This is a genomic window from Aeromonas sp. 25-AL00135 (genome assembly GCF_054052385.1).
Genome location: NZ_JBSTYQ010000016.1, coordinates 47,372 through 74,073 on the forward strand (window position 1 = coordinate 47,372; position 26,702 = coordinate 74,073).

Genomic DNA, 26,702 nt, shown 5'->3' on the forward strand with positions numbered 1-26,702 from the left:
CTACGTTGATGATGAACATGAGCATTACTGACAACCTGAAAATTGCCGGTCAATACTGTCTGCCCAAGCACGCCCTCTCCCGTCTGATCGGCAAGTTTGCCGCCGCCGAAGCGGGCAACATCACCACCAAAGTGATCGAGGCTTTTATCAAGCAGTACCAGGTCGACATGAGCGAGGCGCTGCACGAGAGCCCGGCCCACTACAAGAGCTTCAACGAGTTCTTCACCCGCGAGCTCAAGCCCGGTATCCGCCCCGTGGTAGAAGATGCCATGACTCTGGCGCTGCCGGTGGATGGCACCGTCAGTCAGCTCGGCCCCATCCAGCAAGGTCGCATCATTCAGGCCAAGGGCCACGACTACAGCGCTCGCGAGCTGCTGGGCGGCTATGAGGATCTGGTGGCGCCGTTCAAGGATGGCGACTTCGCCACCATCTATCTGGCGCCCAAGGATTACCACCGCATCCACATGCCGCTGGACGGCGTGCTGGAGAGCATGGTGTTCGTGCCGGGGGATCTTTTCTCCGTCAACCCGCTCACCGCCGAGAACGTGCCCAACCTGTTTGCCCGCAACGAGCGGGTGGTCGCCACCTTCCGCACCCCGCACGGCCCCATGGCGCTGGTGCTGGTCGGTGCCACGATCGTGGCCAGCATTGAGACCATCTGGGCCGGCAATATTGCGCCGACCAAAGAGAAGAAGGTGGTGCGCTGGGACTACACCGGCGATGAGGCCATTACCCTGCAGAAAGGCGCCGAAATGGGCCTGTTCAAGCTGGGCAGCACCGTGGTCTGCCTGTTTGGCCCGGGCATGCTGGCCGGTTTCGAACCCCATCTGGCCAACGGGGTCACTACCCGCATGGGTCAGCCCTTTGCCAAGCTGGCGGAGCAGGCATGAGCGAGCAACCGAACGCCTCGCAGAAGAACAACCCGCTGCACGGGCTGACACTGGAAGCCATCGTCACCGCGCTGGTCGAACACTACGGCTGGGAAGAGCTGGGGCAGCAGATCAATATCCGCTGCTTTACCGATAATCCCAGCATCAAGTCCAGCCTGAAGTTCTTGCGCAAGACCCCCTGGGCTCGGGAGAAGGTCGAAAGCCTCTACCTCTACGTCCAGCGCAAGCAAGCCAAATCGAAGAAGGAAGGGCAAGATGGCCTTTAAGATTACGTATACCTATAAAAAGCAGGCCAAAGAGATCGGCTACGCGAACGACAAGTTCCGCAGCATCTACGACGCCATCGCCGCTGCCGAAGGGCTGGATCTCACCAGTTTTCACGCCATGGAGGCCCAGCTGGCTCAGGTTTGTCGCCGTGACAAAAAGAGCGTGAAGGATTATCAGGAGAACTACTTCAAAGAGTTGGGATTCTCCAACATCGTCATCGAACGGGATCTTCAGGAGTAACCATGCGCACCTTGACTCTGATGGCCGCTTCTCTGCTGCTGGCGGCATGCAGTACACCGGAACAACATCTGGTGGGCAGCGATCGCGACAGTCACGGCTGTATCGGCAGTGCGGGCTATCAGTGGTCAGCACTGACTGGCAAATGTGTGCGCCTGTTTGAGCAGGGTATCCGGCTCAATCCGACCGATGCCAGCCAGACCAGCAGCGCCTTCGTGCTGTTCAACACCGACCAGACGCAGGCCGAACTGCATCTGCCAAGCGGCGAGCAGCACCTGCTGACCCGTCAAGGTGCGGAGGGCAACTGGTTGTGGCAGGGCAGCGGTTACACCCTCTTTATCTGGAAGGGTTATGTGCTCAAGCACGGTGACAAGGCGCTCTATCACGGGGAATAACCCGATCGCCCGATATCCGCCAAATAAAATGCCGACCCAAGGGGTCGGCATTTTTGTATGTGAAACAGACTGTTATCAGGCGCGGCTAAGGTAATCGGCCTGTCCCACCCACTTGTAGCTGGTGAGCTCGGTCAACCCCATGGGGCCACGGGCATGCAGCATCTGGGTCGACACCGCCACCTCGGCCCCCAAACCAAACTGGCCACCATCGGTGAAACGGGTAGAGGCGTTGACATAGACAGCCGCCGAACCGGCCCCGTTGACGAAACGCTCGGCATTGCCCAGATCGTTGGTCAGGATGGCATCGGAGTGGCCGGCGTTATGCTCGCGCATATGGGCCAGCGCTTCGTTGACGTCTGCCACCAACTTGACCCCCAGCGTCAGCCCGAGCCACTCGGTATCGAAATCCTCCGGCCCTGCCTCGCACAGGTTATCGGCGCCAGTCAGCAACGGCATGGCGTTGGGCGCGGCCACCAGCGTCACCTTGCGCTCGTTCATCAGCGTCACCAGCTGCGGCAGGAAAGCCGAAGCGACTTTCTCGTGTACCAGCAGAGTATCGAGGGCGTTGCAGGCGGAGGGGCGTTGCACCTTGGCGTTGTCGATGACCGCCAGAGAGCGCACCAGATCGGCGCTCTCGTCGACGAAGATGTGGCTGATGCCAAAGCCGCCGATGATGACCGGGATGGAGCTGTTCTCCTTGCACATCTTGTGCAGGCCGGCACCGCCACGGGGGATGATCATGTCCACATAGCGGTCGAGACGTAGCAACTCGCCGACCAGCGCCCGATCCGGGTTGTCGATGTACTGCACCGCCGCCTCGGGCAGACCGGAGGCCGCCAAGGCATGCTGGATCACCCGCACTAGCTCCAGATTGGAGTGGAAGGTCTCGCGCCCGCCGCGCAGGATGCTGGCGTTGCCGGTCTTGAGGCAGAGGCTGGCGATGTCGATGGTGACGTTGGGGCGCGCCTCGTAGATGACGCCGATAACCCCGATGGGCACCCGACGACGGGAGAGCCGCAGGCCATTCTCCAGCACCCGGCTATCCATTTCGGCACCGACCGGATCATCCAGAGTAATTACCTTGCGCACATCCGCCACAATCCCGGCCAGCCGGGCCGGATTGAGCAGCAGGCGATCCAGCATGGCTTCTGACAAGCCAGCCTCACAACCGGCGGCAATATCTTTCGCGTTGGCAGCGAGGATCTGTTCACTGCGCGCCTCCAGCTCGTCGGCGATGGCGGCCAGCGCCCGGTTCTTCTGCGCCGTGCTGATGGTAGCCAGCTGATAGGCGGCTTCACGGGCCGCCTGCCCCATTTTCTCCAGACTCATCTCGGTTCCCTTTTGTTCATGCCGTGCCGCCCTGATTAGAGCAGCACCATATCGTCTCGATGGATGGCTACTGAACCATATCCATAGCCCAGTACCTGCTCAATCTGATCCGAGTGGACGCCGCGCAGCTTATCCAGCTCCAGATGGTCGTAACGGCAGATACCGCGCGCCAGCTCGGCGCCTTTGGGATCGAGGATCCGCACCACATCGCCTCGAATAAAGTCGCCCTTGACCGCCACAATCCCCTTGGGCAGCAGGCTGGAGCCTTTCTCCTTCATGGCGGCCACTGCGCCCTGATCCACATGTACTTCGCCGTGAGGAGGTGGGCCTGCCAGGATCCAGCTCTTGCGCCCTTCCAGCGGGGACGCCAGCGCCGGGAACAGGGTGCCAATCCGCTCGCCCTTGGCGAGACGGCCGATCACCTCCGGCATCTGGCCGGTCGCGATCACCACGTTGACGCCGGCGCGACGCGCCACATCGGCCGCCTGCAGCTTGGTGGCCATGCCGCCGGTACCGAGGCCACTGACACTGTCACCCGCCAGCGAACGCAGGGTATCGTCAATGGTCTGCACCTCTTCGATCAGCTGGGCATCGGGATTGGTACGGGGATCGGCGGTAAAGAGCCCCTTCTGGTCGGTGAGCAGGATCAGCAGATCGGCATCGGCCAGGATGGCGGCGCGGGCGGAGAGGTTGTCGTTGTCGCCCACCTTGATCTCGGCGGTCGCCACCGCGTCGTTTTCGTTGATGACCGGAATGATGCGGTGATCGAGCAGGGTGCGCATGGTGTCGCGGGCATTGAGATAGCGCTCCCGATCTTCCAGATCGGCGCGAGTCAGCAGCATCTGGCCGATATGCAAGCCATAGAGGTTGAACAGATCCTGCCACACCCGAATGAGTTGGGTCTGACCGACTGCCGCCAGCATCTGCTTGTTGGGCAGGGTTGGCGCCAGTGGCGGGTGACCCAGATGTTCACGCCCGGCGGCGATAGCCCCTGATGTGACGACCACGACCCTGTGGCCGTGACGGTGCAAGGCCGCACACTGTCTGACCAGCTCGACCATATGGGCACGATTGAGCTGGGAAGACCCCCCTGTGAGCACGCTGGTGCCCAACTTGACAACTATGGTTCTGTTTTCCATGGGAGCATAAAGGCTAAAAAGTAAGGAATATCTTTATACCCACGGCCATGGTGCCCTGCAAGGCAATTAACGCCGGGGCGAGGAGATGAAGCAAAGGCCCGGATGATTGCGGTCGGAAGGGGAGATGGCTGACTGATGGCCCGGCAAACAGCGGGATGCTGCTCACCGGGCATCAGGGATCAAGCAGCGGTCACGGTCAACTCATTGGTGACCTGATCCGCTGGCGCTAACTGACACTCCAGAGCCGTCAGTTTGTCGCTGATGAGCTTGTAGAAGCGGTTGAGGGTCCGCTCCACTTCTACCTGGTGCTTCTTGGGGATCGGCTTGTCCAGCCACTCACCATCAGCATTGTAGAAACCGAGCTGATAGTGGTAACGGAAATGGTGATCGTCCTGCTCCAGCACCAGCCACCAGCCCCAGAACTCCCGCTTGTCCGGCGCCGGCTTGGCACTGACACAGACCGACAGGCAGTCGAAACGATAACGCCCCTCTTCGCAGAGATCTTCGCGCAAATAGGGGCCAATGGCAGCAAACTGCCTCAGCAGTCGCTTGTAGGTCACTCTTTCAGACATGTTAACCTCCCTGTTAAACAAGCCGCGCCACCTCGGGATGGCGTCAGTTCTTTAGCGCAATGTCAGGTACACAAATGCTGTTTCAGCCACTCGACGATTTCGTCCAGCGCCTTGTCATACACCTCCAGCAAAGGCTGTTTGTCGAATACGATGGCCTTGCCGTTACGACTGGCCGCCGCCAATGCCCGTACATCCTGCTCGGGACAAATAAAATCTCGCTTGTGCCCAATACTCAATATCGGCACAGAGGTGCGAGTCCCCAGTAATCCTTGTGTTTTAAGTGAAAATACCTGGCACTTGGTACGCATGCCGTCCCACTGCGCCGCATCAGCCCCCAACCGGTTGGCCAGACTATCCCGCATCATGCGCGGGCACTTGGCAAACAGCTCCTGATTGGTAAACACCTGATTGACCCCGGCGCCGACACAGACCACGGTGCGCAGCTTGAACGGCTCGATAAAGGCCAGTCTGGCTGCGATATTACCCGCCAGACGCATCCCCACCATGGCGATACGCTGATGATCGACCCAGGCCACTTCGGAGAGGTAATGGAGCACCGCCTGATGGAGACGGCTGGTATCCTGCACCAGTGGCCAATGCTCGGCATAGCCAACCCCGGGCATATCGAGGGAGAGCATGCCGATACCGTTGGGCTCGAGCCGTTTGAGATAGAAGTTGAGGAAATCGAGCTGCAAGGAGTCGATCCCGCCGCTGATGATCACCAGCGGTACCGGTTTTTCGGTCGTCGGCAGGTGGAGATAACCCTGAATATGCTTGCCGCGAAAAGGCACCTGGATCTCTTTGAGCGGCACCTTGAACAGGCGACCCGCCTCGCGATAGGCCATGTTACCGAGCAGCTGGGCCTGATCCGCCAGCTCGTCATCCTTGAGATGGGGATAGCTGGCGATGGAGTAGTAGCGCACCGCCTTGAGCAGCTGTTTCAAGGCGCCAGAAGGATCACCCTTCTCGCGCAGTTCGCGGCCCTGCTTGAAATAGTTGCCAGCCACCTGGCTCCACTCGTAGATCCAGTTGCCGGGTACATAGCCCTTGATGGTATCGAGATAGCAATCGTGGGTACGCTCGCCGGTCGCCATGGCGATACGGGCCAGGGTCTGCTCCACTTCGATGGGATCTGCCCCCTGCCAGGTCCAGGAGGGGCGGCGCAGCAGGCGATACCAGCTCTTTGACATGGAGCCGTCGATAAACATCTCGTCTGACTCGGCTTGGGCCAGATCAGCCGCACTGGAGTTGGAGATCTCGGATGTTTCCAATACCTTCTTGACGCGGGTAAAGAGCTGTTCGGTCAGGTTTAGGTCTTCGTTCAAGTCCAAGATAGTGTCCCATTCATATCAGGCAATAGCTCATCTTAACCACTTTTACTGCCCATCAGCCACCCTGCAACAGATTGATACACAAAAAAACAGGGCTCCGAATTGGAGCCCAGTGAAACCATTGTTGCCGGTTGCGACCAATGGACGCAGCGAACGTCACATCCCGATCCCGTTACTTTTCGTCGCAGATCGGTGTGGCGAACTCCAGTGCCATATCCCACGGCTGTTCGATCCAGGTATCCTGCGGGATCGCCACTTCGAAATCGTCCAACAGCGCTTCGCCCATCGGCTTGGCGAAAATCGCGATGAACTTGGCTTTCGGGTAGAGCTCGCGGATCGCCTTGGCGGTAGTGCCGGTGTCCACCAAATCTTCCACCACCAACCAGCCTTCGCCGTCACCGGCGGTGGTGGCAGCCTTCACGACCACCAGCTCGCGCTGGCTGTCATGGTCATAGCTGGAGATGCAGAGGGTTTCCACATTACGAATGCCAAGTTCACGGGCCATCAGGGCTGCGGGCACCAGGCCACCACGGCTGACCGCGATGATACCTTTCCACTGGCTGACAGGCAGCTGACGACGGGCCAGACGGCGAGCTTCACGTTGCAGGTTGTCCCACGACACATAGAACTTTTTCGGCATGTTATCGATCTCGAATAGTTATTTAAAAACAATTACTTAAAATAACAACATCCGCAATTATCCTGCGGATGCCAGTAAATGGCGGCCCTTGCCCGACTGAATTCAGATTGCACTTCGGCTGCCTCAGGGCTAAGCCTCGGCAGCAAATCTGATAACAATGGAAGCAAGATGGGCTTATCCGGCGATCGGTTAGATGATGTGTCCAAACCGCGGACAGGCTGTTGGGCCGATATGATAGCACCGTTTGCAGAGAAAATGCCTGGCAAACGTATGCCAAAAACAGGAAAAATCGGCATCACCCTCTCCATTCGGCACATCTAGAGCGCCAAACGACTAACCTGCCGTCCCTGCTGCCGAGTCCAGATGGGCTGTGCGGCAAATCGCAGATAAAAAAATAGCAGGGGGAGGATTTACCTCACGCACCTGCTGCTTTCTCGCCTCTGCCTGGTTAGGCAGCTCGTCTCAGCGACGAGTGACGAAGGGATTAGGGTAGCTGAAACCCTGGGTATACAAAGAGGGGGCAAACCAATAGGTTGAGTTGCTGCCTGGCATATTGAAACTCCTGATTGCTTAACAAGTTACGTACCTTTAATGCGGGCTCAAATCCTTGAACGAACACTCGGTTCCATGGAGGCGCACTTGCTTTGCTTCGGTTCCCTGGAGGCTTTCATCGTCATCCTGACGGGTGGCGAACCACGGGAGCTAATTTACCAGTCGGTGCATTAAATTCAATATTTTTGTGAGATCGGTCACACATTTTCTTTTCTATCGGTCAGCGTCGTCCGAACCTGACGATCGTACTGCCTGGTTGCCATCAGCCAGCACAAGCTGCCTGCGATTTGCGCTGATTGCTCACATTTTTGTGTGATTGACTGTATTATCGTTATCCTCTTCCCCGGCCCGCTGATGGGGCCCTGTTAATTCCGTGCTGGTAAGGAGTCCCGACGTGGCACAGCTTAGCTCTCTCTCTCCCAAACTGATTTGGCATTTCTTCGAACAGATCTGCTCCATCCCCCACCCTTCCAAACATGAAGCCAAACTGAGCGCCTGGATCATCCAATGGGCTCAAGGGGAAGGTCTGGCGGTCAAGCAGGACAAGGTCGGCAACATCATCATCAAGAAACCGGCCACCCCGGGGATGGAAAATCGCAAAGCCGTGGTACTGCAGGCCCACATCGACATGGTGCCGCAGGCCAACGCCGACACCAAACACGACTTCGCGACCGATCCCATCGATGCCTATGTCGATGGCGAGTGGGTCACTGCCCGTGGCACCACCCTGGGTGCCGACAACGGCATCGGCATGGCCGGTTGCCTGGCAGTGCTGGCTGACAAGACCATCAAGCACGGTCCGCTGGAAGTGCTGCTGACCACAGACGAAGAGACCGGCATGACCGGCGCCTTCGGTCTGGAAGCGGGCTGGCTGGAGGGCGAAATCCTGCTCAACACCGACTCCGAAGAGGATGGCGAAGTCTATATGGGCTGCGCTGGCGGAGTGGATGCCAATATCCGCTTCCCGCTCGAGCTGGTTAACGCCAGCGAAGGCGAAGCGTTCGAGCTGGCCGTAAAAGGGCTGCGTGGCGGCCACTCAGGTTGCGATATCCATCGCGGTCGTGGCAATGCCAACAAGCTGCTGGTGCGTCTGCTCAAAGCAGCCGAGCCGCTGAGTGTTCGTCTGGCCGAGATCCACGGCGGCACGCTGCGCAACGCCATCCCGCGCGAAGCCCGTGCCACCCTGCTGGTGCCTGCTGCCAGCGTAAACGAGTTCAAGGCGCTGGTTGACCGCTACACCGGGATCTACCAGACCGAATTGGCCGCCACCGAGCCGAACCTGACCGTGCTGGTTAACAGCGCCGCCAAACCGGCCAAGTTGATGAGCGTCTCTCTGCAGCAGCGCCTGCTGGATGCCCTGATGGCCTGCCCGAACGGCGTGATGCGCATGAGCGATGCCATGCCCGGCGTGACCGAAACCTCGACCAACCTGGGGGTCATCAAGACTCAGGATGGCGAAGTGTACGTACAGTGCCTGATCCGCTCCCTGATTGACTCCGGCCGCGAGAGCATCGAGCAGATGACCCGCTCCCTGTTCACCCTGGCAGGCGCCAGCTGCGAATTCACCGGTGCCTACCCGGGTTGGGCGCCGAACGTGGACTCCCCCGTCATGGCGCTGGTACGCAATAGCTACCAAACCCTGTTCGGCACCATGCCCAACGTCATGGTGATCCACGCCGGTCTCGAGTGCGGTCTGTTCAAGAGCGCCTATCCGGAGTGGGACATGGTCTCCTTCGGCCCGACCATCCGCGGTGCCCACTCCCCTGACGAGAAGGTACATATCCCGGCGGTCGAACGTTTCTGGCAACTGCTGGTGCACGTACTGGAAGCGATTCCGGCCAAATAACCCGGCCTGCGCCACACGGCAAAACAAAGCCCCGCACTGCTGCGGGGCTTTTTATTGTCTGTTACAGCCAGATTTTGGCGCTTAACGGATGCCGCGGGCCTCGCGGATCCACTCCCAGGCTTGCTGGATCTCCTGGGTCTTCTCCTTGGCCATCTCCATCATCTCCGGCGGCAGCCCTTTGGCGGCCAGCTTGTCCGGGTGATGTTTGCTCATCTCCTTGCGGTAGGCGCGCTTGATATCCTGATCGCTGTCGCTCTCGCTCACTCCCAGCAACTGGTAGGCATTCTTGAGGCGATCCGCAGAGGGTGCCGCCTGCCGATACTGCTGGCCACCGGAATGGCCCCCCTGATACTGGCCATGAGCCTGATTGAAGAAGTTCATCTGCGCTTCGGCCATCGCCAGAATGCGGGCCAACTCGATGCGGCTGAAGCCCAGCTCGTCGGCAATGGTGTGCAGAATGGCGCGCTCGCCCTCCTCCACCCGCCCGTCGGCAAAGGCCGCCTGCAGTTGTACCTCGAGGAAGAAGCGCAGAATGTCGCGCTGCCCCAGACTTGCACGGCGGAACTCGGCCAGGGTCTCGCGCAGTGGGAAGTCGGCCTCTTTACCGAGACGAAATGACTCCTGTGCCCGAGCACGCTGTTCACCCGCCAGCCGCATCCGATCCATCAGGTTGGAGGCAACCCGGATCTCCTGCTCGGTCACCTGACCGCTGGACTTGGCGATGTGACCCATCACCGAGAAAGTGGCGTGGAAGAAGACGGCTTGCTGCTCCTGACTCGGGCCGCGACGAAACGCCCCCTGCAGCCCCATGCCACGGTCGAAACGGTGGCCGATCCAGAGGCCAATCAGGGCGCCGATGATATTGCCGAGCAAAAAACCGAAGAAGGCGCCCAGCACCTTACCCCAAATACGCATGGTTCAAGACCTCTTGAAGTTAATGAGTGCGGGCCTGGAGCTGGTCATCCAGCTCGCGCAGTCGATCGACCGTGCCGATATCGCGCCACTCGCCAGCGAGCAGGCTACCGCCCACCCGCCCTTGCGCCATCCAGTCACGGAGCAGGGGCGCCAGTTTGCGGGCGCCGCCCGCGAGACCGGCAAAGGCCGCCGGATCATATAGTCCGACCCCGCTGAAGGTAAACGCTGGCGTATCCATAACTCGCCCTCCTTGCAAGGCAAAGTCCCCGCTCGGGTGCTGAGGCGGATTGGGCACCAGCCAGAGGTGGGCCAGATCATCGCCAAGGGGCTGGCTGGCCAGAGTGTGATAATCGAGATCGAGCCAGGTATCGCCGTTGATCACCAGAAAGGGTTCTGCGCCCAGCAGCGGCAGTGCCTGCACGATGCCGCCTGCGGTCTCCAGTGCGCTCTCCTCGGCTGACCAGTGGATGGTCACGCCAAGGGCACGGCCATCACCCAGGCTCTCAACCAGCTTGTGGCCAAGCCAGGCGTGGTTGATGACCAACTCGGTCACGCCAGCGGCTTTGAGTTTTTCGATGTGATGAACGATGAGCGGCTTGCCCCCCACCGCCAGCAGCGGCTTGGGCAGCAAGTCGGTCAGCGGGCGCATCCGCTCGCCACGGCCAGCGGCCAGGATCATCGCCTTCATGATTTAACTCCAGCATTGGCGATCCCCGGCAACACCACCTGCTCCAGCCACTGACCAAAACGGGCCAATACCGGATAGGCGCTACCGTGAGTGCGACAGACATCCACCACGTAGCCAAGGGTACGGGGAATATCCTTGAGATAGCCGGACTTGCCGTCGCGATGATAGAGCCGGGTGAAGATTCCGGCCGCTTTGAGGTGTCGCTGCATGCCGGTCAGGTCGGCATCACGACGGAAACTGGCATAATCTAGCTCGCCAAGCAGACCCGCCTGTTGCAGGGTGGCAAAGCCGTGACGCATCCCTTCATCGATCACCTCGTCCGGCCAGCGCACGTAGCAATCTTTCAGCAGGGAAACCAAGTCATAGGTAAGCGGCCCGATGACCATATCCTGAAAATCGATGATGGCGAGTTCGCTGCTATCAGGAGTGTCTCCGCCACACACCATCAGGTTGCGACTGTGGAAATCTCTATGCATCACCCCCTGCGGCTGGGCCAGATTGCAGGCGGTGAGGCAGGCAAAGGTCTCGTCCAGCAGTTGCTGCTCTTCATGGCTCAGAGTCAGTTGCAGATGATGACCCAGCAGCCACTCGGGGAAAATGCTGTTCTCCCGCGCCATAAAAGCCGCATCGAAGGGTTCAAGCGCCAGTTCAACCGCCCCCAGGCGGGGCAGCAAATCAATCGCCTTGCCATACCAGGCCAGCACGTTGTGCTCGTTCAGGCAGCTGATCAGCTGGGTATCGCCCAGATCACTGACCGCCAGCAGACCCTGTTCGTAGTCCACAGCCTTGACCTCTGGCGCCAACAGCTGACGCGCCTGCAAGGCGGCCGCGTTACGAACAAACTCATGATTTTTTTCGGTTTTCGGATTGGCATCCACCCACACCAGACCACCACCGCGATAGTAGCGGCGGAAGCTGGCATCACCGGAAATGAGGGTAAGCGTGAGAGTGGCATCACCGGAAATACGGCGTGCCCACTGCAATAGCAGGGAATCGCGATCGTGCATAAGTAGAGGACCAAGGTGGAAAGCAGCACTTGGCTGTTAGCCCTGGCCGCAATAATGCTTTATCATTGCCGGCTAACATAAAGCAATGACATGCAATGTCAACTCGATGAAACCTGTCGTAAAATGCATGCCTTGGATCAACCGTATCTATCACGGATTGCACGAGTCTTTCACATGACAAAATGGACACTGGGGTACCGCTATCCCATCGCCCTGACTATCAGCCTGGCCCCCGCACTCACCCCTATGATGGTGCAGGCGGCCCCGTTCGAAGCGCCGCCAGCCACCGGCATTCTCGATAGTCTCTGCTATGACTATGTTCCCAAGATAGAGAAGCCTGCATCGGGTCAGGATGCCAACGCACAGCCGGTCGAGGTTGATGCCGACCGTCTCGAGGCCAAACAGGGCGGCACCGCCGTCTATGAAGGCGACGTCAAGGTTCGTCAGGGTGTTCGCAAGTTTGACTCCGACTATGCCCAGCTCGACCAGAAGAGCCGGGATGTCATCGCCATCGGCAACATCTATTACAACGACGGTCAGGTGACCGTCACCAGCGACAAGACCCTCAAATCCAACTTGGATACCAAGAACTCCGAACTGGAAGAGGGCAAGTATCAGGTGCATGGCTCACCGGTGCGCGGCTTTGCCAAGCGCGTGGTGATGACCAACAACAACCAGAACATCACCATGGAGGGGGCCCAGTACACCACCTGCCCCCCCGGTCAGGAAGTGTGGACCCTCAAGGCGGGCAGTATCGACATCGACCAGAAAGAGGTGTTCGGCGAAGCCTGGAACGCCAGCCTCTGGCTCTATGACTACCCGGTGTTCTACTTCCCCTATATCAACTTCCCCATCAAGGATGAGCGGAAGACCGGTCTGCTTTACCCGGGTTACAAGCAAAGCTCCAGCAACGGCATGGATATCACCCAGCCCTTCTACTGGAATATTGCCCCCAACTATGATGCCACCATCACCTCCCGTTTTATGGACAAACGCGGCCTGATGGAGCAGGTGGAGTTCCGCTATATGCCGGACCCTGCCCACACCGGTACCCTCTATTTTGAAAGCCTCAGGGATGACAAGCAGTATGATGCTGGCAACCCGAGCTTTACCAACCCTTCGACAGGGACTCCGTACCTCTCCGATGGGCATCGTTACCTGATGAACGTCCGCCACAGTTCCACCCTGATGGATGGCTCCCTGCGTCTGGGCATCGACTACACCCAAGTGCGCGACAAGGATTACAACTATTTCAACGACTTCAGCCCGCAAGTGGGCACTCAGGTCGACAGCCAGTTGCAGCAATCCTTCACCGCCGGCTACTACCAGCACAACTGGAACCTCACCTCCGAGGTGCGCCGCTACCAGATCCTGAGTCCGTATGCGCTGCTACCCCACGAGATGCTGCCGCGTATCGACTACAACTACTTCCAGCAGGGCAAGTGGTTCGATCTGGCCTGGAACAGTGAACTGACCAAGTTTGGCTATAACAGCGGCAGTGCCACCATCCAGCAGGCCGGTGAGCGCTATACCGCCACCCGTCTGCATCTGGCACCCACCCTGACTGTGCCCCTGGTGGATGCGCCGGGTTACTACCTGACCAGTCAGTACAAATTGATGTTTACCTCCTACAACCAGGAGGTACCCAAGGATCTGGTTAGCCAGGACCGCAGCCGCTTCACCGATGCAGACAGCAAACAGCTGACCCTGAAAGAGGGCACTATTACCCGTACTCTACCGTCCTTCCGCCTCAAGGGGGGAGTCAACTTCGATCGGCCGCTCGACTGGTATGATGGCAAGGGCACCCAGACCCTGGAGCCCGAGTTCCAGTACCTCTATATCCCTTACAAAAATCAGGACGAGATCGGGATCTACGACACCACCACCACCCGTCAGGATTACTACAGCCTGTTCAGTGATCGCCGCTTTGCCGGTCTCGACCGCATCAGCGATGCCAATCGGGTCACCGTTGGCCTGACCAGCCGGGTCTATGACAATGTGGGTGATGAACGGTTGCGACTGGCGGTAGCCCAGGCCTTCGAAATGACACCACCCAAGGTGCGCCTCTACTCGTCCGCTCCGGAAAGCACCAACGCCCGCTCCCTGCTCTCGTTCGAGGGGGATGCCCGCATCACCGATGAGTGGTTTGCCCACGCAGGAACCCAGTACGATACCTCCGAGGGTGAATTTACGGCTGGCAACGGTGCTGTCGAATACCGGACCGGCAAGCTGACCACTCAGGCCAACTACCGCTACATCAAGGATGGCAACCTGGACTATCGCTATCCGACCAACACGGCGCTGGCAGAAGATCTGAGCCAGGCGGGTCTGGTGATGATGGCGCCGATCGCCGATCAGTGGCAGATGTATGGCGGTTACTACCGTGACATCAAGCAGGATGTGAACATTGACCGCAAGATCGGTGTCAAATACGACTCCTGCTGCTGGAGCATCAATATGAGCCTGGAGTGGCACAATCAGCCTGACAACGTCACCCTGAAACCCACTTCGGAAAGAGTCATTGGTCTGCAGTTTGAAATGAAGGGACTTGGCAGCGTGGGTACAGGTGGCCGCAGCGTCACCCTGGATACCGAGCTGTTGCCCTATGTTCGCCCGTTTAATCTGAAAGGCCAGCAATGATGCTGGCCCAGCCTTGAGAGATGGATATGAAAAAGACCCTGATTGCCCTGCTGACCGCGGGAATGTTCGGTGCCATGAGCCAGGCCGCACTGGCTGCGCCCGAGCTGATGGACAAGGTGCTGGCCGTGGTCAACAAGGACGTGGTGCTGTCCAGCCAACAGGACGCACTGGTCAACAAGGTAAAACTCTCTGCTCAGGAGAGCGGCCAGTCCCTGCCTGACGACGCCACCCTGCGCAAACAGGCGCTGGATCGCCTGATCCAGGAGAGCCTGCAGTTGCAACTGGCGGAGCGCCAGGGGCTGAAGATCAGCGACACCCAGCTGGAACAGGCTATTCAGGGCATCGCTGCCGACAACAAGATGACCCTGGATCAGCTGCGGGCCCAGCTCGCCCGTGAAGGGATGACCTATGCCCAATATCGGGAAGAGGTTCGCCGCGAGATCCTGATGAACGAGGTGCGCCGCAACCAGGTGCGCCGCCGTATCAACATCTCCGAGCAGGAGGTGAAGCAGGTGGTGGAGATCCTGAAGAAACAGGGTCAACAGCAGAACGAATACCACGTCGGCCATATCCAGATTGCCCTGCCGGACAACCCCACTGCCGCCCAGCTGGATGCCGCCAAGAGCAAGATCGAGCGCATTCTGGCCGCCCTCAAGCAAGGTGCCGACTTCCGCAAACTGGCCATTGCCGAGAGTAATGGTCCCAAGGCGCTGGAAGGGGGTGACTGGGGCTGGATGAGCCCGCAAGAGATGCCGACCCTGATGGCCGAAGCGGTACAGGGTGCCCAGAAGGGCGATATCGTCGGCCCACTGCGCTCCGGCGCCGGCTTGCACATCGTCAAGGTGTTCGACACCAAGGGTCAGCAGCAAGTGATGCAGACCGAGGTGAAAGCACGTCACATCCTGATCAAGCCCTCCATCATCCTGAGCGAAGAGAAAGCCAAGGGGATGCTGGATGGCATTCTGCACGACATCAAGAGCGGCAAGGCCAGCTTCGCCAGCATGGCGGAGAAGTACTCCGAAGATCCGGGCTCTGCGGTGCAGGGTGGCGAACTGGGCTGGTCTGATCCCAACGTCTATGTCCCCGAGTTCCGCGACATGGTCAACCGTCTGCAACCGGGCCAGATCAGTGCCCCGTTCCGTACCAGCCATGGCTGGCACATCGTGCAGGTGGAAGATCGCCGCAGCCAGGATGCGACCGACAAGGCTCAGGAGCAGCGCGCCTACCAGCTGATCTACAATCGCCGCTTCGTGGAAGAGTCCCAGGCGTGGCTGGATGAGCTGCGTGACGAGGCCTACATCCAGATCGAAGGAGCCGGTAGCTGATGAGCTGCCGTCGCCTTGCCGTTACCCCGGGCGAACCGGCCGGGATCGGCCCGGATCTGGTGCTGCAGATTGCCCAGCAGGATTGGCCCCACCAGTTGGTGGTGATCGCCGATCCGGCGCTGCTGCGCGAGCGGGCCGCCCTGCTGGGGCTCAGCATCGAGCTTGAGCCCTACGATGCCGCCGCACCTGCCCGCCCCCAGCGGGCGGGCACCCTGACCGTCTGTCCGGTCACCCTCGGCGCCTCTGTGGTGCCGGGCGAGCTGAACGAAGGCAATGGCGCCTATGTGCTGGCGACCCTGCAGCGTGCCTGCGATGGCAACATGAGCGGCGAATTTGCCGCCGTGGTGACCGGGCCGGTGCACAAGGGGATCATCAACCAGGCCGGGGTCTCGTTCAGCGGCCACACCGAGTTCTTTGCCCAGCAATCCAACACCGCCGATGTGGTGATGATGCTGGCAACCGAGGGGCTGCGGGTTGCGCTGGCAACCACCCATATTCCGCTGGCCTATGTGGCGATGGCCATCACCGAGGATCGCCTCGGCAAGGTGATCCGGATCCTCAATGAGGATCTCGCCACCAAGTTTGGCATCGCCAAACCCCGTATTTACGTCTGTGGCCTCAACCCCCATGCGGGGGAAGGTGGCCATCTCGGACGTGAAGAGATTGACGTGATCGAACCCGCCCTGGCCATCCTGCGCCAGGAAGGGATCGATCTGGTCGGCCCGTTGCCGGCCGACACCCTGTTCCAGGAGAAATACCTCAAGGATGCGGATGCGGTACTCGCCATGTACCACGACCAGGGGCTGCCTGTGCTCAAATACAAGGGCTTCGGCAGTTCGGTCAATATCACCCTGGGGCTTCCCTTCATCCGCACTTCGGTGGATCACGGCACCGCGCTGGATCTGGCAGGCAAGGGCCTGGCCGATCCGGGCAGCCTTGTCACCGCGATTAACCACGCCATCAAGATGGTAGAGAAAAAAAGATATGAGCAGTAAGGTGCACATGGGTCACACGGCCCGTAAGCGTTTCGGTCAGAACTTCTTGCACGACCGGTATGTGATCGATCAAATCGTCGCCGCCATCAACCCGCAGCCGGGTCAGAATCTGGTGGAGATCGGTCCGGGTCTGGCCGCGCTGACCGAGCCGGTTGCCGCCCAGATGGACAAAATGACCGTGGTCGAGCTTGACCGGGACCTGGCAGCTCGCTTGCGCGAGCACCCGACCCTCAAAGACAAGCTGACCGTCATCGAAGCGGATGCCATGCGCTTCGACTTCAGTACCCTGATGGGTGAAGGCAAGGGGCCGCTGCGCATCTTCGGCAACCTGCCCTACAACATCTCCACCCCGCTCATCTTCCACCTGTGCGAATTTGCCGACCGGGTTGAAGACATGCACTTCATGCTGCAAAAGGAAGTGGTGTTGCGTCTGGCCGCCGGCCCGGGCAGCAAGGCTTATGGCCGTCTGAGCGTGATGACCCAGTACTACTGCCAGGTGGTGCCGGTGCTGGAAGTGGGCCCGGGCGCCTTCAAACCGGCGCCGAAAGTGGACTCTGCCGTGGTTCGCCTGATCCCGCACAAGAATCCGACCATAGTCGCAAAAGACATTCGTTGTCTGAATCGCGTCTGTACCGAGGGCTTTGGCCAGCGTCGCAAGACCATCCGCAACAGCTTCTCCAACTTCATCACCGACGCCCAGCTGACCGAGCTTGGTATCGATGGCAACCTGCGCCCGGAGAATCTCTCCCTCGAGCAGTTTGTCATGATCGCCAACTGGCTGGCGGATCAGCAACAGGCCTGATCCTGTGGCACTCCCGCACATCGAGATCCGCCCATACCCCGTGTATGTGGCGGGCTCCAAAGACCCTTACCAGTTTCACTATCTGATCGAGATTGAGAATCTGGGGCCCGGCCCGGTGCAACTGCTGCATCGGCGCTGGCTCATCACCGATGCCAATGGCAAGATGCTGGAAGTGGCAGGCCCGGGCGTGGTCGGGGAACAACCCGTCATTGCCGAAGGTGAGACCTACCGCTACCAGAGCGGCGTGCCGCTGGCGACCCCGCTTGGGGTGATGGAAGGGAGCTATACCCTGCAAGATGGCTCTGGTCAGCAGTTTGAGGCGCCCATCGCCCCCTTCACGCTGGCCATCCCCAATATTATCAACTGAGGTTTCATGGCGAACTGTTTTGTCGGTGACATCCAGGGCTGTTACGACGACTTGCGCCGTCTGCTGGATCTTGCCGCGTTCGATCCCGACCAAGACATGCTCTGGCTGTGCGGCGATCTGGTCGCCCGCGGCCCGGACTCCCTCAATACCCTGCGTTTTGTCAAAGGGCTGGGTAACCGCGCCGTTACCGTGCTCGGCAACCACGACCTGCACCTGCTGGCCGTCGCCGATGGCGTTGCACCGCTCAAGAAGAAAGACAAGCTGCAAAGCCTGATGGATGCCCCTGATCGGGATGAACTGCTGGAGTGGCTGCGCCACCGCCCGCTACTGGCCGAACATCCGGATCTCCCCATCATGATGGTGCATGCCGGGATCTCCCCCGCATGGGATGTCCGCACCGCGCGCAATTGCGCCCGCGAGGTAGAGAGCCTGCTACGCGGTGACCAGTACAGCTGGCTGCTGCACAACATGTACGGCGACCAGCCCGATGGCTGGAAAGATGATCTGGTCGGGATCGACCGCTACCGCTACATCATCAACACCTTCACCCGGATGCGCTTCTGCTATTTCGACGGTCGTCTCGACTTCAAATGCAAGAAGGGGCCCAAGGAGTCGACCCCGGGGCTGCGTCCCTGGTTCGAGCAGCGCGAGCATCACGTGGACGACCCCATTCTGGTGTTCGGCCACTGGGCAGCCCTGATGGGCAACACCGGCAAGAGCGATATCAAGGCGCTCGATACCGGCTGTGTCTGGGGCAACAGCCTGACCCTGTGGCGCTACGAGGATGATGCCCTGATCGCCACCCCCTGCCCGGTTCACGCCAGCTAGGGGGACGCAGCAATCTGGCGGTCGCTGCCGCAGGGATTGCAACAACCCGCACCAATAACAAAGCCCGGCAATCTGCCGGGCTTGCTGTTTTAGGTTCCCTGTTTTCCGGCGAATGAAGTTACAACTTGCGCCCCAGCCGCTTCTCGATCTGGCGCCGCTCCCACTCGGGGCCAAACAGCTTGAAGGGCTGAAACACTCGAACAGCATGGGAGGCAAGCCCCAGCCCCCAACCCAGGGTTGGCCACCAGGCCCAGATGTACTCCGGATTGCTCAGGTAGTTGATGACAAACAGCCCGCAGATCACCACCACGTAGCTGGCGACATGGTGATAGAAGCCCTTGAGCTCCTCCACATAGCGCATTGCCGCCCGCTCCTCTGCCGATACCTGCACCACATCCTGACCCATAGTGTCACTTCCTCTCATCTCGCGCTCCTGTTGCTCTGATCCATCCAGTTGAGCCACATCGAGTTCAAAGACGGCGGCCAGGGCCTTGAGAGATTCCAGTCCGGGTTGCTGCCCCTGCTCGATCCGCTGGATAGTGCGGACACTCAAACCAGTCAACGTTGCCAACTGATCCTGGGACCAACCCCGTTGCAATCTCAACTTCCTGACGATCATCTCGAACTCCTTGTGGTAATTGACAGGGCCAGCATAGGGCTTGCGCCGCGAAAGGTGACACGACAGATAGCCGACATACATCTGACAGTCCTTTAAAATCAGATGGTTAAGATTTTGATCTTGTCAGTCAGCCGCTCGTTTCCCCAGATATTGCACAAACCGTAACAGATAACCATCGGGATCCTGCAGCAAAAATTCGCGCTGCCCGGCCAGCATCTCGCCCACTGGATACCAGACCTCAGTGGGCTGCCGGAAAAGTGCAATCTCGGCGGCCTGCAAGCGGTCGAGTAGCGGCTGGATCTCGGTCAGCTCCATCTGCAGATTGATCCCCCGACCGAACGGTGGCTCCAGCGCCCCGACCTGCCAACCCGCCGGATGTACCTGCTCCAGCATCAGTTGTACCTGTTGCTGTTCAAGATAAGCAAAAGGAGGGTCATCGCGCCGATAGCGGACCGAGAAGCCCAACAAACCGGTATAGAAAACCAGAGATCGAGCCAGATCGGTAACCGACAGCTCCGGTACCATGGGATTCCAATACACCTCATCCACAGCGACAGTAGGGTTCGTCATGGCTTACAGGCTCTGCATCAGCTCGGCGGCAATTTCAAAGGAGCGCAGTCGGGCCTGATGATCGACGATGGGGCCATTGAACATCAGCTCATCGGCACGGGTTTCCGCCAGCAGCGCCTTGAGACCGTGACGAACCTGCTCCGGATCTCCCACCAGAGAGCGGGCCAAGGTCTGCTCCATCGCCATCAGCTCACGGGGTGCCCACTCGTCGCCAAGCTGGACGACCGGCGCGGGCAGCTTGCCCGCATCACCGCGATGGAGGCGCAAGAACTGCTGCTGCACGGTAGTGAACTGGAAGCGTGCCTCCCGCTCGCTGTCGGCGGCGATCATGTTGATGCAGACCACCGCATGGGGCTTGGGCCAGCGCGCAGAGGGGCGATACTGGCTACGGTAGATCTCCAGCGCTTGCAGCAACATGGCGGGAGCAAAATGGGAGGCAAAACCGAACGGCAAACCCATCGCCGCCGCCAGTTGCGCGCTGTAGAGGCTGGAGCCAAGCAGCCAGATGGGTAGATGCAGCCCCTGACCGGGCACCGCCTGCACAGCGCCGATCTCGTCGCCAAAATAGCTCATCAGCTCGCGCACATCGGCCGGGAAATCATCCACCTCGCCACTGCGCATACGCCGCAGCGCCCGCATGGTGCGCTGATCGGTCCCGGGGGCGCGGCCAAGGCCAAGGTCGATGCGGTCGGGATAGAGAGAAGCCAAAGTGCCAAACTGCTCGGCAATCACCAGTGGCGAGTGGTTCGGCAGCATGATGCCACCCGCCCCGATCCGCAGAGTGGTGGTGGCTTCGGCCAGATGGCCGATCAGCACCGAGGTGGCGGCACTGGCAATGCCCGGCATGTTGTGATGCTCGGCAAGCCAGTAGCGCTGGTAACCCCAACCCTCGGCATGGCGGGCAAGATCCCGCGAACGGCGAAACGACTCGGCAGGTACAGATCCTTCGGCAACAGGCACCAGATCGAGCACGGAATAGGGGATGGCAGACATGGGTCACTCCATTGATTTACAGGCCAGTAACAAGTGGGGCAATGTAGCACGGGATACCTGAATGAATCACTATCTCCTGCCACACTCTGCCTGCCAAGCGGCAGCAATCGAACGGAACAAATCTCAGGCAAGTATTGTTTGAACGCTCATCCTGCTGGCCGCACAAGCCCGGGGGTGGATCATATTTTCTTACATTTGCGGGCTGGCCTGAGCGCCCCGGGCTGGTTATAACGGTGCCCCTATAGCGAAGGGGGAGCAACAGACTCCCCCTCACTCTTTGTCACACCACACTGTTCAGGTTATCTATGTCAAAACATCTCGTTCTGCTGGGCGCGCTGACGCTGTCCGGTTGCGCCCTGTTGTCTCCCCCCGCCCCCACCGTCACCCCGGTGCACCTTGCCGATACCAGCCAGCGCGGCTTCTACATCGAGTGCAGCAGCATGAAAGCCTGCTTCCAGCAGGCCAACCAGACCTGCCCGCAAGGTTACAAGGAGACCGACCGCCGCCAGCAGACGCTCTACAGCACCCAGTATCTGGGGGGAAGCTATGACAAGGAGAAGAAAATCTACCAAGCTGCCAAGCCCTATCGCATCGCCAACACGGTCCACTCGTTAACCATCCAGTGTCCTGTCACTAGAGGCTAAACCAACCGAAGGGGTACTCTCTCCCGTTACTGCGAAAAAGAAAACGGTCAACCGAGGTTGACCGTTTTTCACTGCGTTGCGTCCTTAGAACAGCAGGTGTGCCACCCCGGCGATAACCGGCAAGGTAACCAGAGTGCGCAGCAGGAAGATAACAAACAGTTCCCACAGCTTGACCGGGATCTTGCTGCCCAGCAGCAGGGCGCCCACTTCGGACATATAGATCAGCTGGGTTACCGACATGGCGGCAATCACGAAGCGGGTCATGTCGCTCTCGATGGTCGAGGCCAGCACCGCCGGAATAAACATGTCGGCAAAACCGACCATGATGGTCTTGGAAGCCGCTTCCGCCTCCGGCAGTTGCAGCAGCTCCAGCAAGGGGACAAACGGGGCGCCAAGCCAGTTGAAGATAGGGGTATGTTCGGCCAGCATCAGGGCACAGGTACCGATCGCCATCACCACCGGCAGCACACCAAACACCATATCCAGTGCATTCTTCACCCCTTCCCGGGCGACGGCACCGAGACCGGTCATCTGCTCTGCCTTGGTCAATGCACGTTCGAGACCATAACTCATCACACTGTGCTGGTGGGGCACCGCCTCCTGCTTGCGACACAGGGGAGCGCCATCGATATAGATATCCTTCTTCCAGGATAGCGGCGGCAGACGTGGCACCACGATAGCGGCAACCACCCCAGCCAGACAGACAGTCAGATAGAAGGGGACAAACATGTGCTCCAGCTTCACCTGGGAGATCACCACCAGACAGAAGGTGATGGAGACCGCAGAGAAAGTGGTGCCAATCACCGCGGCTTCACGCTGGGTATAGAACTTACCCTCATACTGCTTGCTGGTCAGCAGGATGCCAACGCTGCCATCGCCAAGCCAGGAGGCAAAGCAGTCCACTGCGGAGCGACCCGGCAACCGGAAGACAGGACGCATGATGCGGGTCATCATGGTGCCGACAAATTCCAGCAGCCCGAAATCGAGCAGCAACGGCAGCAGCAGGCCGGCAAAAATGAAGACTGAAAACAGCACCGGCAGCAGATCGTTGAGCACCAGTCCACCGGTTGCGCCGGAGTAAAGCACCTCTGGCCCCACCTGGAAGAAGGTCAGCAGCACGAAGATACCGCCCAATACCCGCACGCAGGCCCAGAAAGGGGAGACATTGAACAAACTGTTGAGGAAAGGACGACGCACCAAGATCGCTGGCTTGAACAGCCAGGCAATCAGCGTCATCAGCATGGTGGTGGTGATCACCGCACTGACCATGGCGACCAGATAATCGGCAAAAACGCGCTGTACCAGCTTGGCCAGCACGGCCACCGGGATGGTGACGTTACCGTCATAGACGACCGGCGTCATGAACAACAGGATCCCGATAAGTGACGGAATCAGAAACATCAACAAGTTACGGCGAGTATTGACCGCAGGTGCTTCGAGACTCTTTTCCAACATGATATGACTACCCTAATGTTACTTTTCCCTAGCCCGGCCAACCTGCGTATTCATGCATTAACCGGCAAAACGGGCGCAAGAATACTCTAAAAAAATGCACAAACAAGCCCTTAAGTCAGAAATCTGCGCATAAATATTTATACAGGCAAACCTTCCATTAAAACAATAAGATACAGATGCGCATATCGATTCAATCGACATCGCCAGATGATTGTTTCGTTATTGTTAATTTTGGTGGGCAGTATAATCGGTTATCAGTGGCAGGCAATAAGTGACATCACAAATATACCTAATGAGTTTCTGCTCGATAGACATAAAAAAACCGGAGCCTGTTCAGGCTCCGGTTTTCAATGAGAGTGACGGGGATCAGTCACGGACGTAGATGACTTCAACGCCATCATCTTCGTCGTCATCCCAATCGTCATCATCAAGCCCTTCATCGAAGGCAAGAGAGGCAGCCAGTGCTTCCGCTTCAGCCTTGGCCAGCTGGTTCTTGTGGTAGTCGTCCCACTTGAACTCCACCTTCTCAATGGCGTCTTTGGCATCTTCCGCCAGCTGACGGGGCATGGTATCCAGCAGATCCAGAATGTCGTAGCAGACCTTCTTGGTACCTTCCTTGCTAATGGCAGTGATGGCATAGACCGGACCTTCGTGGTTCAGGGCTGCCTTGACGCGATCCATCACCTCCCGGGCTTCTTCCTCCAGGATCAGGTCCATCTTGTTAAACACCAACCAGCGCGGCTTGCCAGCCAGTTCCGGGCTGTACTTCTCCAGCTCCTTGACGATGGTCACGGCATTTTCAGCAGGATCGGAGCCATCAACCGGGCAGATATCCACCAGGTGGATCAGCACGCGGCAACGCTCGAGGTGTTTCAGGAAGCGGATACCCAGGCCTGCGCCTTCGGCTGCACCTTCGATCAGACCCGGGATATCGGCGATCACGAAGGAGCGGGAGTTTTCACCACGCACCACACCTAGGTTCGGTACCAAGGTAGTGAAGGGGTAATCAGCTACTTTCGGGCGAGCCGCAGAAACGGCGCGAATAAAGGTAGACTTGCCTGCGTTGGGCAGACCCAGCATGCCGACATCGGCCAGCAGCAGCAGCTCCAGCTTCAGGGTACGCACTTCACCCGGAGTACCGTTGCTCTTCTGGCGGGGAGCACGGTTGACGGAGCTCTTGAAGCGGGTGTTGCCCAGACCATGGAAACCACCTTTGGCAACCAGCAGCTTCTGCTCGTGGTGGGTCAGATCCCCCAGCAGTTCACCGGTATCTTCATCGGTCGCTCGGGTACCGACCGGCACGCGCAGGATCTTGTCCTTGCCGCGGCGGCCGGTACAGTTGGCGCTCTGGCCATTCTCACCGCGCTCGGCAGCATGGAAACGCTCGAAACGGTAGTCGATCAGGGTATTGAGGTTCTCGTCGGCGATCAGATATACGTCGCCACCGTCACCGCCGTCACCGCCGTCCGGACCACCGTTGGGAATATATTTTTCACGGCGAAAGCTTACACAACCGTTACCACCGTCACCGGCATCGACTCGAATCTGGACTTCATCAACAAACTTCATAGGTAACCGTCACCTTAATTCGAAAAACCGATACGCAATTATAGTGGTACAGACCCCTGCGGGCGATACGCATCTTGCCAATCATGCCCGTCAGAGCCAAAGTCAGCTGCGTTCCGTTTTTTCGTCAACGACATCAGAAAGACGTCAGAAAAACAAAAGCCCCGCCTGTTGGCGGGGCTTCGGATCCTTGCGGTCCGTAATTACTCAGCAACGATGCTAACGTATTTACGATTCAGCGGACCTTTAACTTCGAACAGGATTTTACCAGTCGCGGTTGCGAACAGGGTGTGATCCTTGCCCAGACCAACGTTGGTGCCAGCGTGGAACTTGGTACCACGTTGACGAACGATGATGCTGCCAGCCAGAACTGTTTCGCCGCCGAAACGCTTCACGCCCAGGCGTTTAGCTTCAGAATCGCGACCGTTGCGGGATGAACCGCCAGCTTTTTTGTGTGCCATTTATCGGACTCCTCTAATTAAGCGCTGATGCCAGTGATTTTGACTTCAGTGAACCACTGACGGTGGCCCGCTTGCTTACGATGGTGCTTACGACGACGGAACTTGACGATAGTCACTTTCTCGCCACGGCCGTGAGCCACAACTTCAGCTACAACCTTGCCACCTTCAACGAAAGGAGCACCTACTTTAAAAGTGTCGCCTGCAGCAACCATCAGAACTTCGTTGAAGTCGATGGTAGCGCCAGTCTCAACGTTCAGCTTTTCCAGACGAACGATTTGACCTTCGGCCACACGGTGTTGTTTTCCGCCGCTTTGGAATACCGCGTACATTTGATTAACTCCGTAAAGGCATGTCTTTTGCTCAAGGCTAGACATGCGCAAAAACCTATAACAATGGGCGGGCATTCTACGCAAATCGATCTGCTCAGGCAAGGCCAATTTAGCAAAAAGTTTATTTTGTGCGCATATCTGCCGCCGTGGATAAACGCCTAACTGTAACCCATTGTGAAATCGTGTAGAATCCCTGCCATTACTAAAATCGCAGTTATTGCTGCTGTCACGTTACGAGACTTATGGACCAACAGACTATCCGTGCGCTCTGTGCCGCCGACATGACGGCGGTCAATGAACTGATCCTGGCCCGACTCCAGTCCGACGTTAGTCTGATTAATCAGCTGGGTTTCTACATTGTCAGCGCCGGCGGGAAACGGATGCGCCCCATGCTGACCGTGATGGCTGCGCGTGCGCTGGGCTATGAGGGTGAGGATCACCTGAAACTGGCCGCCATCATCGAATTCATTCACACCTCTACCCTGTTGCATGACGACGTGGTCGACGAATCCGACCTGCGCCGCGGCCGGGAGACCGCCAACGCCATGTTTGGCAATGCCGCCAGCGTGCTGGTCGGTGACTACCTCTATAGCCGCTCCTTCCAGATGATGGCCGAACTCTCCAACCTGCGGGTGATGGAGATCCTCTCGGATGCCACCAACACCATCGCCGAAGGAGAAGTGTTGCAGCTGATGAACTGCAACGACCCGGATACCACCGAAGAGAGCTACATGACGGTCATCTACTGCAAGACCGCCAAGCTGTTCGAGGCCGCCACTCGCCTTGCAGCCGTGCTGACTCATCAGCCCGAGCCCGTCGAACAGGCCATGACCGATTATGGCAAGTATCTGGGCACCGCGTTCCAGATCATCGATGACGTGATGGACTACTGCTCCCAGAGCGAAGAGATGGGTAAGAACGTCGGCGACGATCTGGCCGAAGGCAAACCGACCCTGCCGCTGCTGCGCGCCATGGAAGTGGGCACGCCGGAAGAGCGCCAGCTGGTGCGCGATGCCATCGAGCACCGCAACGGCATGGAGCATCTTGAGCAGATCCTCGGCATTCTCGACCGCACTGGCGCGCTGGAGTACTCCCGCATGCGTGCCAGAGAAGAGGCCGACAAGGCCATTGCCGCCCTCGCCATCCTGCCGGACTCCCCGCACAAACAGGCGCTGGAAACACTGGCCCACATGGCCGTGCAGCGCAGTGCCTGAGTAAACGACATGGATGAAAAAAGAGGCCTTCGGCCTCTTTTTTATTGTCTGCTATCTGCTGGACAGTGCATTGCACCAGACTCAGC

28 protein-coding genes are annotated in these 26,702 nt (G+C 58.8%); 13 read left to right on the forward strand and 15 right to left on the reverse strand.

Annotated features, from left to right (window positions below; translation table 11 throughout):
- Positions 1-17: 17 nt before the first annotated feature.
- Genes asd through ACW5XC_RS15455 form a run of 4 tightly spaced genes read left to right on the forward strand, consistent with a single transcriptional unit; the run spans position 18 to position 1,789 of the window.
- Entirely contained in the window at positions 18-890 is an 873-nt protein-coding gene (gene asd, locus ACW5XC_RS15440; protein WP_026034874.1) for an archaetidylserine decarboxylase, read from the forward strand.
- On the forward strand, positions 887-1,156 hold the full coding sequence (locus tag ACW5XC_RS15445) for a VF530 family protein (RefSeq protein ID WP_005349372.1): 270 nt from the start codon (positions 887-889) through the stop codon (positions 1,154-1,156). Before asd ends, ACW5XC_RS15445 begins: the two co-directional genes overlap by 4 nt.
- On the forward strand, positions 1,146-1,397 hold the full coding sequence (locus tag ACW5XC_RS15450) for a DUF2960 domain-containing protein (RefSeq protein WP_005338984.1): 252 nt from the start codon (positions 1,146-1,148) through the stop codon (positions 1,395-1,397). Before ACW5XC_RS15445 ends, ACW5XC_RS15450 begins: the two co-directional genes overlap by 11 nt.
- A gap of 2 nt (positions 1,398-1,399) precedes the next feature.
- On the forward strand, positions 1,400-1,789 hold the full coding sequence (locus ACW5XC_RS15455) for a hypothetical protein (protein WP_042054901.1): 390 nt from the start codon (positions 1,400-1,402) through the stop codon (positions 1,787-1,789).
- 75 nt (positions 1,790-1,864) lie between these two features.
- Here the strand turns inward: ACW5XC_RS15455 and ACW5XC_RS15460 are convergent, their stop codons facing one another.
- From ACW5XC_RS15460 to gpt, 5 genes are all read right to left on the reverse strand, one after another.
- Positions 1,865-3,154, reverse strand: coding sequence for a glutamate-5-semialdehyde dehydrogenase (locus ACW5XC_RS15460; RefSeq protein ID WP_265339894.1), 1,290 nt, complete (start codon positions 3,152-3,154; stop codon positions 1,865-1,867).
- Complete coding sequence (proB, locus tag ACW5XC_RS15465) at positions 3,154-4,257, reverse strand: glutamate 5-kinase (RefSeq protein ID WP_033114873.1); 1,104 nt, start codon at positions 4,255-4,257, stop codon at positions 3,154-3,156. Before proB ends, ACW5XC_RS15460 begins: the two co-directional genes overlap by 1 nt.
- 179 nt (positions 4,258-4,436) lie before the next feature.
- Entirely contained in the window at positions 4,437-4,829 is a 393-nt protein-coding gene (gene crl, locus ACW5XC_RS15470; RefSeq protein WP_005339003.1) for a sigma factor-binding protein Crl, read from the reverse strand.
- A gap of 62 nt (positions 4,830-4,891) precedes the next feature.
- The gene (gene frsA / locus ACW5XC_RS15475; protein WP_005349360.1) at positions 4,892-6,160 is read right to left on the reverse strand and encodes an esterase FrsA; all 1,269 of its coding nucleotides are present in this window, start codon (positions 6,158-6,160) and stop codon (positions 4,892-4,894) included.
- A 172-nt stretch (positions 6,161-6,332) separates the two neighbouring features.
- Positions 6,333-6,800, reverse strand: coding sequence for a xanthine phosphoribosyltransferase (gpt, locus tag ACW5XC_RS15480; protein ID WP_005339007.1), 468 nt, complete (start codon positions 6,798-6,800; stop codon positions 6,333-6,335).
- Positions 6,801-7,746: 946 nt separating this feature from the next.
- On the opposite strand from gpt, the gene ACW5XC_RS15485 reads away from it, so the two are divergent.
- Positions 7,747-9,198 carry an aminoacyl-histidine dipeptidase gene (locus ACW5XC_RS15485; protein ID WP_042054899.1) on the forward strand — a complete coding sequence of 484 codons (1,452 nt, stop codon included), beginning with the start codon at positions 7,747-7,749 and terminating at the stop codon, positions 9,196-9,198.
- Between the two features lie 81 nt (positions 9,199-9,279).
- On the opposite strand, the gene djlA is transcribed toward ACW5XC_RS15485, so the two are convergent.
- The 3 genes from djlA to ACW5XC_RS15500 are packed head-to-tail and all read right to left on the reverse strand — an operon-like array spanning position 9,280 to position 11,808.
- Complete coding sequence (djlA, locus tag ACW5XC_RS15490) at positions 9,280-10,113, reverse strand: co-chaperone DjlA (RefSeq protein ID WP_005358354.1); 834 nt, start codon at positions 10,111-10,113, stop codon at positions 9,280-9,282.
- A gap of 19 nt (positions 10,114-10,132) precedes the next feature.
- Positions 10,133-10,801: an N-acetylmuramate alpha-1-phosphate uridylyltransferase MurU gene (gene murU / locus ACW5XC_RS15495; protein WP_042054897.1), complete on the reverse strand. Its 669-nt coding sequence runs from the start codon at positions 10,799-10,801 to the stop codon at positions 10,133-10,135.
- Positions 10,798-11,808, reverse strand: coding sequence for an aminoglycoside phosphotransferase family protein (locus tag ACW5XC_RS15500; RefSeq protein ID WP_042054896.1), 1,011 nt, complete (start codon positions 11,806-11,808; stop codon positions 10,798-10,800). Before ACW5XC_RS15500 ends, murU begins: the two co-directional genes overlap by 4 nt.
- 174 nt (positions 11,809-11,982) lie before the next feature.
- Between ACW5XC_RS15500 and lptD the strand changes: the two genes are divergently transcribed.
- From lptD to ACW5XC_RS15530, 6 genes are read left to right on the forward strand one after another with little or no spacing between them, the layout of a single operon-like run.
- Positions 11,983-14,448, forward strand: a complete 2,466-nt coding sequence (lptD, locus tag ACW5XC_RS15505) for an LPS assembly protein LptD (protein ID WP_042054894.1) — start codon at positions 11,983-11,985, stop codon at positions 14,446-14,448.
- Between the two features lie 26 nt (positions 14,449-14,474).
- Entirely contained in the window at positions 14,475-15,773 is a 1,299-nt protein-coding gene (surA, locus tag ACW5XC_RS15510; protein WP_042054946.1) for a peptidylprolyl isomerase SurA, read from the forward strand.
- Positions 15,773-16,768 (forward strand): 4-hydroxythreonine-4-phosphate dehydrogenase PdxA, encoded by a 996-nt coding sequence (pdxA, locus tag ACW5XC_RS15515; RefSeq protein WP_042054893.1) that lies wholly within the window; start codon positions 15,773-15,775, stop codon positions 16,766-16,768. The genes surA and pdxA overlap by 1 nt, the downstream gene beginning before the upstream one ends.
- Complete coding sequence (gene rsmA / locus ACW5XC_RS15520; protein ID WP_040065075.1) at positions 16,758-17,570, forward strand: 16S rRNA (adenine(1518)-N(6)/adenine(1519)-N(6))-dimethyltransferase RsmA; 813 nt, start codon at positions 16,758-16,760, stop codon at positions 17,568-17,570. Before pdxA ends, rsmA begins: the two co-directional genes overlap by 11 nt.
- A gap of 4 nt (positions 17,571-17,574) precedes the next feature.
- On the forward strand, positions 17,575-17,937 hold the full coding sequence (gene apaG / locus ACW5XC_RS15525) for a Co2+/Mg2+ efflux protein ApaG (RefSeq protein ID WP_031227971.1): 363 nt from the start codon (positions 17,575-17,577) through the stop codon (positions 17,935-17,937).
- A 6-nt stretch (positions 17,938-17,943) separates the two neighbouring features.
- Complete coding sequence (locus ACW5XC_RS15530; RefSeq protein ID WP_042054892.1) at positions 17,944-18,765, forward strand: symmetrical bis(5'-nucleosyl)-tetraphosphatase; 822 nt, start codon at positions 17,944-17,946, stop codon at positions 18,763-18,765.
- A 118-nt stretch (positions 18,766-18,883) separates the two neighbouring features.
- On the opposite strand, the gene ACW5XC_RS15535 is transcribed toward ACW5XC_RS15530, so the two are convergent.
- From ACW5XC_RS15535 to ACW5XC_RS15545, 3 genes are all read right to left on the reverse strand, one after another.
- Positions 18,884-19,384 carry a 2TM domain-containing protein gene (locus ACW5XC_RS15535; protein ID WP_042054945.1) on the reverse strand — a complete coding sequence of 167 codons (501 nt, stop codon included), beginning with the start codon at positions 19,382-19,384 and terminating at the stop codon, positions 18,884-18,886.
- A gap of 123 nt (positions 19,385-19,507) precedes the next feature.
- On the reverse strand, positions 19,508-19,954 hold the full coding sequence (locus ACW5XC_RS15540) for a bleomycin resistance protein (protein ID WP_074042698.1): 447 nt from the start codon (positions 19,952-19,954) through the stop codon (positions 19,508-19,510).
- Positions 19,955-19,957: 3 nt separating this feature from the next.
- A complete protein-coding gene (locus ACW5XC_RS15545; protein ID WP_042054888.1) occupies positions 19,958-20,947 on the reverse strand; it encodes a luciferase-like monooxygenase in 990 nt (329 codons plus the stop codon).
- Positions 20,948-21,252: 305 nt separating this feature from the next.
- Between ACW5XC_RS15545 and ACW5XC_RS15550 the strand changes: the two genes are divergently transcribed.
- Positions 21,253-21,591 (forward strand): hypothetical protein, encoded by a 339-nt coding sequence (locus ACW5XC_RS15550; protein ID WP_042054887.1) that lies wholly within the window; start codon positions 21,253-21,255, stop codon positions 21,589-21,591.
- Positions 21,592-21,675: 84 nt separating this feature from the next.
- Here the strand turns inward: ACW5XC_RS15550 and ACW5XC_RS15555 are convergent, their stop codons facing one another.
- The 4 genes from ACW5XC_RS15555 to rplU all read right to left on the reverse strand — a co-directional run bounded on the left by ACW5XC_RS15555 (position 21,676) and on the right by rplU (position 25,402).
- Positions 21,676-23,046, reverse strand: coding sequence for a YjiH family protein (locus ACW5XC_RS15555; RefSeq protein ID WP_042054886.1), 1,371 nt, complete (start codon positions 23,044-23,046; stop codon positions 21,676-21,678).
- A gap of 366 nt (positions 23,047-23,412) precedes the next feature.
- Positions 23,413-24,615, reverse strand: a complete 1,203-nt coding sequence (gene cgtA, locus ACW5XC_RS15560; protein WP_042054884.1) for an Obg family GTPase CgtA — start codon at positions 24,613-24,615, stop codon at positions 23,413-23,415.
- Positions 24,616-24,815: 200 nt separating this feature from the next.
- Positions 24,816-25,073, reverse strand: a complete 258-nt coding sequence (rpmA, locus tag ACW5XC_RS15565) for a 50S ribosomal protein L27 (RefSeq protein ID WP_005339028.1) — start codon at positions 25,071-25,073, stop codon at positions 24,816-24,818.
- A 17-nt stretch (positions 25,074-25,090) separates the two neighbouring features.
- On the reverse strand, positions 25,091-25,402 hold the full coding sequence (rplU, locus tag ACW5XC_RS15570; RefSeq protein ID WP_005304210.1) for a 50S ribosomal protein L21: 312 nt from the start codon (positions 25,400-25,402) through the stop codon (positions 25,091-25,093).
- A 242-nt stretch (positions 25,403-25,644) separates the two neighbouring features.
- Between rplU and ispB the strand changes: the two genes are divergently transcribed.
- Positions 25,645-26,616, forward strand: a complete 972-nt coding sequence (gene ispB, locus ACW5XC_RS15575; protein ID WP_019444890.1) for an octaprenyl diphosphate synthase — start codon at positions 25,645-25,647, stop codon at positions 26,614-26,616.
- Positions 26,617-26,702: the final 86 nt, after the last annotated feature.